This window comes from Microbulbifer mixtoriginis (SeqCode) (assembly GCF_052466865.1).
In genome coordinates this window covers 3,247,947-3,258,165 of record NZ_CP174293.1, presented here as the reverse complement: position 1 = coordinate 3,258,165, position 10,219 = coordinate 3,247,947, and the positions used below count along the sequence as shown (strand labels likewise).

At 40.5% G+C, this 10,219-nt stretch carries 9 protein-coding genes; 6 read left to right on the top strand and 3 right to left on the bottom strand.

Translation table 11 applies throughout. The features are described 5' to 3' along the window. Positions 1-25 precede the first annotated feature (25 nt). Together ACJJJA_RS14910 and ACJJJA_RS14905 are read right to left on the bottom strand one after the other, a co-directional pair. Positions 26-748 carry an outer membrane protein gene (locus ACJJJA_RS14910; RefSeq protein WP_444905161.1) on the bottom strand — a complete coding sequence of 241 codons (723 nt, stop codon included), beginning with the start codon at positions 746-748 and terminating at the stop codon, positions 26-28. Between the two features lie 690 nt (positions 749-1,438). Further along, positions 1,439-3,505, bottom strand: a complete 2,067-nt coding sequence (locus ACJJJA_RS14905) for an alpha/beta hydrolase family protein (RefSeq protein WP_444905160.1) — start codon at positions 3,503-3,505, stop codon at positions 1,439-1,441. Positions 3,506-3,644: 139 nt separating this feature from the next. On the opposite strand from ACJJJA_RS14905, the gene ACJJJA_RS14900 reads away from it, so the two are divergent. From ACJJJA_RS14900 to ACJJJA_RS14880, 5 genes are all read left to right on the top strand, one after another. Then, positions 3,645-4,154, top strand: coding sequence for a hypothetical protein (locus tag ACJJJA_RS14900; RefSeq protein ID WP_444905159.1), 510 nt, complete (start codon positions 3,645-3,647; stop codon positions 4,152-4,154). A 1-nt stretch (position 4,155) separates the two neighbouring features. Further along, positions 4,156-4,365, top strand: a complete 210-nt coding sequence (locus tag ACJJJA_RS14895) for a helix-turn-helix domain-containing protein (RefSeq protein WP_252082131.1) — start codon at positions 4,156-4,158, stop codon at positions 4,363-4,365. Positions 4,366-4,675: 310 nt separating this feature from the next. After that, positions 4,676-5,761, top strand: a complete 1,086-nt coding sequence (locus tag ACJJJA_RS14890) for a fibronectin type III domain-containing protein (protein ID WP_444889979.1) — start codon at positions 4,676-4,678, stop codon at positions 5,759-5,761. Further along, entirely contained in the window at positions 5,758-6,021 is a 264-nt protein-coding gene (locus ACJJJA_RS14885) for a DUF7660 family protein (RefSeq protein ID WP_444905158.1), read from the top strand. Before ACJJJA_RS14890 ends, ACJJJA_RS14885 begins: the two co-directional genes overlap by 4 nt. 293 nt (positions 6,022-6,314) lie before the next feature. Continuing rightward, on the top strand, positions 6,315-7,439 hold the full coding sequence (locus tag ACJJJA_RS14880; protein WP_444905157.1) for a hypothetical protein: 1,125 nt from the start codon (positions 6,315-6,317) through the stop codon (positions 7,437-7,439). A gap of 210 nt (positions 7,440-7,649) precedes the next feature. Here ACJJJA_RS14880 and ACJJJA_RS14875 read toward each other — a convergent pair whose 3' ends face one another. Further along, positions 7,650-8,396: a sulfite exporter TauE/SafE family protein gene (locus tag ACJJJA_RS14875; protein ID WP_252082127.1), complete on the bottom strand. Its 747-nt coding sequence runs from the start codon at positions 8,394-8,396 to the stop codon at positions 7,650-7,652. A 212-nt stretch (positions 8,397-8,608) separates the two neighbouring features. Between ACJJJA_RS14875 and ACJJJA_RS14870 the strand changes: the two genes are divergently transcribed. Beyond that, positions 8,609-9,991 (top strand): MFS transporter, encoded by a 1,383-nt coding sequence (locus ACJJJA_RS14870; protein ID WP_444905156.1) that lies wholly within the window; start codon positions 8,609-8,611, stop codon positions 9,989-9,991. Positions 9,992-10,219: the final 228 nt, after the last annotated feature.

Below are 10,219 nucleotides of genomic sequence, written 5' to 3'. Positions count from 1 at the left end.
TGTTTAGTCGCGTACTCATCTCCAATTAAAAAATATAAGATACTCCTGCCTGCCATACACCAAGGTTATCCAGATCGAATTCCACTTGTTCGTTTTCAGTTATTTTATATTTGCCGATCTCTCCGATATTATATTGAATATATTCAGTATTCATACGCAAAGAGTCGGTGAAGTTGTAGCGGAACCCACCTCCAAGGTGGACGAAGCTTTTGTTAAATGATCTCGACTCGTGGACGTCGATTCCTTCAATTATCCCTTCCATAGATAGAGACCAATCTAGCTCTCCAAAGCTATAACCCCCTAGCAGATACAGGCAGGTTCTTTGGCAGGATTTCGAAAGCTCAAAAACACCGGTCAGGGAGAATACTTCTAAATCAAACTTTTGCCAGGAATCAAAAATTACCGCCGTGACGGGATCGTTCTCATCAAAATCCCACGCGTCAATTTTATCAGTAGAAACGGTGCTGTAGCTTAATCGCAATTCCAGCGGATAATTGTCAAAGTTTGCCCCTATTGAAATACTATTCCATGACTCTCTCTCAGAAGCAGTGAATTCTAAGTAGCTAAACTCCTTTGTATTTTCTTTCTCAGTTGTTCGATAATCTCGAGTAAGTTCTATTTCGCTATATCCTGTGTTTAAGGATATATATGGATGGAAACTTAGTGTCTTTTGGTTGCCGAACTCGGCTGCACTAGTGTTAGTTGAAATAACAAGAGCTACGAGAACGGTGGTTAAACGAGAATGCATGGCTTCCTCCATATGGTTGCTACGCTTTTTCTTAATTTCTAAGACTGGGTTCTTAGGTTTAAAACGGGTTGAAACCAATCAATATAGCGACATTGCTTCGATTGGAAATACTGAGGTCAGGTAGTGGAGAAGTAGTAAATTCATTTGGTCTTCACTGCTTAGGTAAGACTGACAACAGGTATCCTGTCTCCCTACAAAGCAGTGGATACTTCTTACTTCTATGATATGCCCTACCTCTGCTACGGTAAAAAAGGCACAACAATACTCAAAAATCTACTGTGTGACAATGAGCCAAATTTAGACTTGGCCACATGTAATTGAAGATTAGGAAAAGATGATATTGATACTTCTGTACCTAATTTAATCTTCTGGGATTTTATGAGTCGAGTCTTACTTGAACGAATGTTCCAAATGAATAATGGTTTAGTAGCTAACTCATAATGTCTATTAGCCAGTTGAGGTTATGAGTCTACCTAAATAGAAAGTGAGATGTTCGTAAGATCTTTTCGCTAATAAGAGAAAAGGGCATTTAGGTGCTTGGGGTGACGGAATTTTTAATATTGTTTGTTAGAAACTGAAATGACCTTGCTTTCAATGTAGCCTGTCTTTGACCGATATTGATTAATATCGGTCAAAGACAGACATGCTATGTTGGCAATCAAATTAAGATCGCAAGAAATCAACTTGAGATTATTGCTTGGCTAATTTTGATATATCAACTTCAAGCCCTGCCAAGTGAGTAGTAAGCTCCTTAGGGATTTCAGAGTACACTTCACCACCAAGGTGCTCAGCAAGAAACTCTTCCATCTTTATTAAATAAGCCATCAGGTTATTGCGCTTGCTAAATCCATGCCCCTCATCTTTAGCTAAAATATACTCGACAGCCAAATCTTTTTGATACATTTTTATAGCAATTTGATCAGACTCAAGCTGAGTAACACGAGGATCATTTGCACCTTGCACCAACAGTAAAGGAGCTTTAATTTGATCAGTAAAGTTTATAGGTGATCTGTTTTGCATATCTTCTCGATCAGCTTGTACCAATGGGTCACCGATTGCTTTTAATCTGTGAGAAAGAAATTCTCGTTCATACTCCGGGAATGATTCTATCAATGTGATTAAACTTGATGGACCTACAAAAGATATGGCGGCTGCATATACATCTGGGGTGAAAGTCAACCCAGAAAGTGCCGCATAGCCGCCATAAGAGCCACCCATGATGGCCACTCTATTTTTGTCTGCAATACCTTGTTCTACTAAATACTCAACACCATCCGTCAGATCGTGTTGCATCCCACCGGTTCCCCACTGGCGATTGCCCAAAGCAATAAAGGTTTCCCCGAAGCCTGCAGATGCGCGAAAGTTGGGTTGCAACACGGCATAGCCACGATTTGCTAACAGTTGAGACACACGGTTGAAAAAGTCAGCACCAAGTCTCCAGTAATCTCTATACCAAGGGCCACCATGCGGCAATACTACTAGCGGTAACTGACTACTCTTGCCTTTAGGTAGCGTTAAATAGGCCTGGATGGCGATGCCATCACGGGCTTCATAGGTAATAGAACGTCTTTCTGCCAGAGATTCAGGGTCTAACTTTGTATCTTTATCAATCAAGCGCGTTAGCGACTGGTCTGTTTGATTGTAGGTATAAAAAGCTCCCAGATCGACATCGCTAGCAATGTCCAACAACCAAATGCCAGACTCTTCATTTATAGAGATAACATCGATCTCTACTCTGCGAGTAAACTGAGTAGTGATAAATTGCCAGTGTTTTTGGAATTCCTTACTAATCGGATAATCTTCTCGGTATCCATAGTAGTAAGAAACCAGCTGAAGCTCACCATCTTTATTGAAAAGACTCTTGTAAACATCAGCACGTTTATTGGGGTCTGTATGCACATCAGTAATTTCTCTTGAGGCCAGGTTCAATTGCTTTAACCCCGATGTGTCTGCCTCACCGTAACTAGACTCGAAATAGACTCTTTCGAGATCTGAGTTATAACTGGACAGGTGTAAGATTTCTCCCGGCTCAGTTTTCAGAGACTTTTGCCAGGATTTGTTCTTACGAATAAATAATTCCATGGATGAATCCGGGTTGGACCTTACACCGGCAACAGGAATTCCCTCTTTGTCTATCAGCACATCATGGAAGTGCTGATTATTCGACATTATTGATGTCAACTTACCAGTTTGGGTGTTCAATTGGTAAAAACTTAACAGCTTTGGATCGTCGTGATTAGCGAAGAGGGTTAGACTGTTGGGCTTTTCTGAAGCTTGTCCTAAAAGTATATAATTTACGCCATTTTTCGATGTTAATTTATGGGTATTGAGTAAATTTAGATCTTTACCTTTTACCTCTAAATCCAACTTATAAATCTGATGTTGCTCATTTCCATTGGAATCTTTAGAGACATACATACCGAGCTGATGCTTATCCCAAGAAAAGCTATCTGCGCCGTCGGCAAAAGCGGTCAACGGGAAGGCATCTTCAACACTTCCGTTACTCGGCATTACATAGATATTCAGTGCTCCATTGTATTGCTGGAGCCAAGCTAGCCATTGCCCATCAAATGATAGTTTGACTCCACTAATTACAGAGTCATTAAAGAAGCTCTCAACAGGGAGTAGCTTCTGCTGAATTTCTGCCGATGCTGAATCCTCCACGAGAAGGTTCACACTGCAGCCACTAAATGCGGCTGCAAGACTCAGCCAACAGATGGCTTTGCGTACTGACCAGCGATGATTTTGTAATTCCATGAGTTTTACTCCTTATCAACAATGACTACGCGGCATACTGTAGATGAGCAATAAATTATTGTAAAGCAATAATTTATTGCTTAATTGCAGAAATATTATATTGTTGTATAATGCCTGCCTATCCAGTGGGAGCAAAATTGTGAACTACAAGATCCAGGTTTTAAGTACACGTCTACGTTGGGCAATCGTGGTAATTAGCCTTATTGCTGTTACTAGCTTACCAATCATTTATTTGTTCTATGATATAAATGGCTTCAATAGTAGTAATCCGGTTTTTCAAGAGTTGTGGGGGTTAGGTGATCAGTTCAGACCGATGCTAATCCTCGGCCAGTTGCCAACTTTTGTGCTTTCCGGTTTGTTTATCTACTGGCTTTGGCGACTTTTTGGGCAGTATGCCAAGGGTGATTATTTTGGTAAGGAGAGTGACCGATGCTATCTATGGCTAGTTTGGCTATATGGAGTTTCAATCCCATTAGGTATGTTGGAGTCGCTGTGGCTTAGTTATCTATCGTATGTGCATAATAATGAGTTTACTTTATTCTTTGCACTCGATATTGGCAGGCTATTTACATTGTTCGTGCTAGTGAGCGTCCTCTATATTTTGCGTGCAGCAAAACAAATCGATCAAGAAAACAAAGAGTTTGTTTAGCATGGCTATCATTGTCAATCTCGATGTAATGCTGGCTAAGCGAAAAGTCAGTTCAAAGTCGTTGGCAGCAGAGATAGGAATTACTGAGGCTAATCTGTCCCTACTGAAGCGTGGTAAAGTGAAGGGCGTTAGGTTTGACACCCTATCGGCAATATGTGAGGCACTAGAGTGTCAGCCAGGTGATATTTTAGAGTTCAGGCGGGATGAGTGACTTGTTCACTGGATTTTTTATAGGTAAAGGTTAAGGGGCTAGGTTATAGCCAATTAAAATTTCGCCAGAATCTAACATTAGTGTACGGAGTTACCTTTATGAATTAACTCATAGACTCCGTATATCTGCATACATTGTATTACTTTCCTAAACATTTTTTCCGTAGTGGTTCATTAACTTCCCACACTTAAAGCTGACCAGTAATTCGGCAGCTATCTTCTTTTATGGCTAAGCTATACCCTATAATTGTTAGCCGCAATATGGCAATTGGTAGTTTCCGCTCATCAATATAAGTTTTCGGGTGATAGTAGTGGCCTTTAAACTGCATATCATTGCATATTTATATTTACTTTCTTTTTCCCTTATAGCTTTTGCTAATAACTTTTCTGGTCAGTCAACCCTTGTGGTGGCACCGCCCTCTGAAGTTGAAATGGCTGTCTCGGAAATGAAAAGTCGAACTGGGGATATAACGTTAACTTGGCATCCTCCCCCAGAGACGGTAGACAGCTATGAGCTTGTAAAGCAAAACAATGATGGAGATTGGTCTAAGCCCATAAAAATTGCTGGGCATTCTTATCGGGTTAAAAAGCTATCTACAGGATCTTGGGGGTTTAAGGTCCGGGCTTGTAATAGTAGTGGATGTGGCGCTTACTCCAATGAAAAGTGGGTAAATGTAGCTATCCCACCTTCTTCGCCAAGAAATGTTACCGCTTCTGGTGCCGAGGGAGAGGGAGTTCAGCAGGTACAGCCTCCTGTACAGTCAGCCCCCTTATCAGTGATTACAGCTTCAGACAATCCAGAATCTCATGGAACGGTCAAAGTTCAATGGGAAGCTCCAGATACTGGAGCAAAAGTATCAGGGTATGAAATTGAACAGTGTAAAGATGATTGCGCAACATGGTCCTCAGTCTATATGGGAGCAAAAGCTGTTTCAGTAACCCTCCCAATTGAAAAAAATAATCGATTAAAGAGTGGCTCTTACAAGTTTCGAGTTCGGTCTTATGCTACGGGAGGTCGTTTTACGTCCTACAGTAAATGGGTAGCATCCCCAAGGATTGCTGTGATCCGAAAGGGGCTGATAAATCCCAAAGAAGTTAGATTTACCCAGGATAGTATTAAGCCAACGTTTTCAAATGGTCGTAAAGTTGAAGATTTAATTCAAAGTCTTAAAGAGGGTAAAGTAACTGCGTATGATGTTCCTCCTATTCGGGTCTTTGGTCGTGACGGAAAGATTTACTCCCTGGATAATAGAAGGCTCAAAGCTTTCCAAGAGGCGAATAAGCCGATAAGAATAATTCCCGCCACATCAGAGGAGTTATCTACCAGATCATTTAAGTTTACCAGTCGTAACGATGGTACATCTATTCGTATCCGTGAAGAAGGTGAAGATCGATGAAATCACTAGATCTGCCAAATAAGCTGGATGAAATTAAAACAAGGGCTGATTTTTCCAGTTTTATCTTGGATCTACTTGAGGATTTCAAAAATAACGCATCAACCTGGGAAAATACTGATTTAGCCAATTTTCTCGAAGCAATGGCTGCATGGACAGAAGATATGGATGGATTTTATGCAAATCAAGGGAAGGGTATTCCTGAAAATGTTCAGTGGAAAGTCTTTGCTGAAATTATTTATGCGGCAAGAATTTATGAATGATTTGCCGGGGAACCCTACTTATCTCCTAGGATAATATGTTTAGAAATTAATAGGCGGTTGTCCTGGAGCTTGCCAAATGTTTTCCATTGGTGATTAGGTAGGCAAGATGACACTCCCTGATAATGGTCTAAATGGTGTTGGGTGAAATCCATATTTACATCTTCAAAGTCATTTAAGTGATATAGTAATTCTGGGTAATCTTATTCTGACTCTTGTCACTGGCTACCTTAAAGTATCCATTTTTTACTATCCAGATATAAACTGTGAGTAAACGTTTCAATTGGGGTCGATACATGAGTAGTCGCTCAATTTTACGCTATTTGACTCTTTATAATGTCATTTATTTAGTATGTGGCTTATTGGTACCTTTAAAGGTTGATTCTGCGACACTGGCTCAGCCCTGCTTTTCAGGGCCTAATCCGTTCTGGCAGGAATCTAGTGCCATTAAAGGCAGTCGCATTATTGATTCTAGATGTTATGTCATTAATTTATTTGTTGGGAACTCAAAGAAAAATAAAAGTTGGTTGCCTGTTGGGATTGAGTCCCATCAGTATGTATCAAATGAGGCTTCCAAAAGCGATCGGTCATCATTCCACTCTGAGAAGATCGAGGGCTTTGATGAGTTATATGCAAAAGCTCCCGCAGCGAAGAAAGAAATTGACCTCCTGGCTGATAAAATAGCGGCTATGAATGAGGGGAGTGTTGCTAAAGTGCCGATAAAGTCATTAGAGAGATCTAAGGAAAAAGTTATTAATGATTACGGCGGTGACCCAACTCGAATCAAGGATCTTGCAAGGAATACCATTGTTGTACCGCAGGATAAAATCCCTATAGTGGTTGGAATGCTTAGGGCAAAAGGAGCAATGGTAAAAGTTATCGATGGATCTGTGGATCCGTTAGGTTATAGCGGAGTAAACTCTAAAATTAAAACGAGTAGTGGTTTGATTGCAGAAATACAGGTGAACTCCCCTGAGATGATATATGCAAAAGAATCTCCTGAGTCTGCAGTAGCTCTGCTGGGTAAGGACGCATATGCATCTATTGCAAAGAGAACCTCAATTGAAGGTGGGAAAGGACATGAGTTATACGAGAAATGGCGCTCTTTGAAAGAAGATGATCCACGAAGAAAGAAGATTGAAGTTGAAAGTAAAAATTACTATACGTCTTTGAGGTCTGAGCTGATGCCGATTAAAACGGGTAAATATTTAAATCTAAGGCATATTTTTATTGACTATCCTTTTGAGTCAGTCATGTTTAGGAGGGATCGTCAGACTAAAAATATATATAGAAAATTTTATGGTGAAGAGGAAGGCCAAACCCCAATACCCAGCAATAATCGATTGTTTAATGATGCTCTCCGGCATGGACAAGAAATATCTCAGGAAGAATATCTTAAAGGGAAAGTAAATGAGGGTTAATATCTAATTATGAGTATATCTAAAGAGTTAAAGATAATAACCTTTTGGTCTTTATGGTGGTGTGGGGCTTATAAGATGTTTTGAATTTTTTATGGCTGGGTTTGTTGAAGGGGGTGTTCTTTTGTGTCAGGTGAAATCATAAGAACTTAAGGTTTTCGAAGGCTTCAAAATTGAATTATTGCATGTCAGTTTTAGTTGTAATTTTGTGGGTCATGAAACTGCCTCCCATAGCTGCACGCTAACTCGAAAAATTAAAATCAACCCAGATACAAACATGATCGAAAGTGCGTAGCTGTTGAATTTTTGTATGCTTATTATCTTTAGGAAATGTTTTGCTATAAACATGCCTGTCATAATTCCCAGTCCAATGGTCAAGCCGTAAGTGATTAATTCAGTGTTAAGAGCTCCAAAATGGAAGTAAGCGACAAGTTTCGTCGAGTGCATCATTAAAGAGCTTACCCCCCTGGTTGCGACTAGCTCCTCTTTGTTAAGTCCGTAATTTAAGAAAAAAGGATTTTGTACGGGGCCTACAGCGCCAATAATTGAAGAGAAGAGTGTGGTGACAAAGCCGAGCATGGGAAAGTACGGCAGGTACATAACAAATGAGCGTTTCTTATGCCCGAATCCAAACTGAAATATGGTCGAAACTAAGAATAAGCCGACAGTAAACTCTATTAATAGCGGGTGCATCTGGGTATAAACGTAGGCGCCAATAATTGCTCCAGGTATGATGCCTGGGATTAGCCATAATGCCACCTTCCAATCTATGTGTTTCCAAAATAAATACACGCCGAATGGAGATGCAATCGCATTTCCTGTTGTTAATACCGGGGCGACTAAATGGGGGCCAACTAGAAATCCTACTAGGGGGACCAGCAGCAGTGCGCCACCACCTGCAGCCATAATAGAAATGTAGCCAGTAATCAGGCCGAGAATTAGAAGGAGGGTAATGATCATGTGTCAGAGGACTTTCGTGCCTACAGTAGGGATTTTTATTTCTTAAAGGTAAGCATAAAAATATTTTAAGGCTAGTGGTTGTGGTAAAGGATATCTATTTTGGAGTAAGTCGAATTATATGAAAATGTCTACAGTTTCCTCACATTATTTCACGTCAAATCTGCCTTGTTAGGCTTTTAAGTAATAGTGATGTTATCACTCAATAGTTTTTTATGATGGCAGATAAAAGTACGCTCACATCACTTCACTATTGGGGCTTATCTGTTCTCTCTCTTGCCGTCTTCTTGGTTGCAGGGGACTTTACAGCTTTCTCTCCTGCATTGCCGGCGATTGCTGCCAATTTTTCCTCAAATTTTACTTCAGTCCACTGGGTAATAAATGCTTACTCTCTTACTTATGGAGTGATCATTGTGACTGGTGGTCGACTGGCAGATGTTTACGGTCGTAGGCGCTTATTTATATTTGGCGTTATTGTCTTTGCGTTGTCCTCGCTTGTGGGTGGTTTGGCACAAGATCTATGGGTGCTTCTCTTATGTCGGGCATTAATGGGGTTTGCTGGAGCGTTGATCTGGTCCGCGATTCTTGGGATGGCTTATAACCTGTTACCTCCAGAGAGAGCCGGTTTGGCGGGAGGGTTAATACTGGCTGCCCTTGGTTTGTCGACATCCCTAGGGCCCATATTGGGTGGTTTTTTTAGTGAGTACCTAACCTGGAGGTGGGTCCTTTTTGTCAACATACCATTGGCATTTATAATAATTTTTTTGTGTTGTAGGAAGTACCCAGCTGATGAAGTAGTGAGAATTGAGGAGGATGTTGATTATCTGGGTGCATTATTGCTTTCAGTGTCACTATTTTGTTTCTTGCTGGCTATGGAAGTGCTGGCTCAAAAGCATGCTTTTGGATTATTTTCCACTTTGTTGTTGTGTTCTTCAATGGTATTTCTTGTGGGGTTTGGTTGTAGAGAGATCAGTAAGGGATCTGCTGCGCTAATACCCATTGAGTTGATAAAAGATGCCAGTTTTCTATCTATAGTGTTTAGTGTTTTGTTGGTTGCGACGGCCTTCTTTGCTGTCCTTGTTTATATACCTCTACTTTTTATTAAGGTTCATAAATATAGTGCCCTTATGGCAGGGGTTGCTCTTTTGCCAATGATGATAAGCTCCAGTATTTTTTCTTTTATATCTGGATTGATACACGAGAAGTGTGGTGCAAGGCTGTTAATTTGTAGCGGAGCCCTTGGTATGAGTGTCGGGCTCTATTGGCTGTCAGTACTCAATGAATCCACAAGTTATGTTTTTTTTATCCCTGGGTTGGCATTGGTCGGGGCAAGTTTAGGAGTCTATTCACCAGCCGCGGTTACTGCTGCCGTTGCTTTGGTTGATCCCAGTAAGTCAAGTCTCGTGGGGGGGATTGTTTATATGTTCCGTTTTTTGGGTGGTGCGCTTGCCCTTGGGTTCAACGCAATAATCCTAGCCTATTATGATGATATTGCTGAAGGTGTCTACAGGATTTTTGAGGTGGATGCTTTTATAACTTTTCTTGGTTTTTTATTGCCACTTTATTTTTTGAGGGGTGTTGATGCACGTTTTTCTTGAGGTTCGTTTTGACGCTTTATATATCTTGTCTGCTGGGTAAAATTTTAAGATCAATTTTGATGATCTGTTTGTGGAGCAATTCAATTTAACAGTGCTTTGCAGGGTGTGAGATCTTACTCTTTTTACCGAATGGAAGATTGAAGGCTTTATGTTTGGGTAAACATCAGCTTCTTTTTCAGTATTTTTCTATTGTGCTTGGCTAATGAATGATTCACTTCATGATTTACA

Excerpts from the sequence above, each read along its gene's own strand:
- ACJJJA_RS14895 (WP_252082131.1), top strand. The coding sequence starts at position 4,156 with ATGGCTATCATTGTCAATCTCGATGTAATGCTGGCTAAGCGAAAAGTC.
- ACJJJA_RS14880 (WP_444905157.1), top strand. The coding sequence starts at position 6,315 with ATGAGTAGTCGCTCAATTTTACGCTATTTGACTCTTTATAATGTCATT.
- ACJJJA_RS14910 (WP_444905161.1), bottom strand. The coding sequence starts at position 748 with ATGCATTCTCGTTTAACCACCGTTCTCGTAGCTCTTGTTATTTCAACT.
- ACJJJA_RS14885 (WP_444905158.1), top strand. The coding sequence starts at position 5,758 with ATGAAATCACTAGATCTGCCAAATAAGCTGGATGAAATTAAAACAAGG.
- ACJJJA_RS14905 (WP_444905160.1), bottom strand. The coding sequence starts at position 3,505 with ATGGAATTACAAAATCATCGCTGGTCAGTACGCAAAGCCATCTGTTGG.
- ACJJJA_RS14870 (WP_444905156.1), top strand. The coding sequence starts at position 8,609 with ATGATGGCAGATAAAAGTACGCTCACATCACTTCACTATTGGGGCTTA.
- ACJJJA_RS14875 (WP_252082127.1), bottom strand. The coding sequence starts at position 8,396 with ATGATCATTACCCTCCTTCTAATTCTCGGCCTGATTACTGGCTACATT.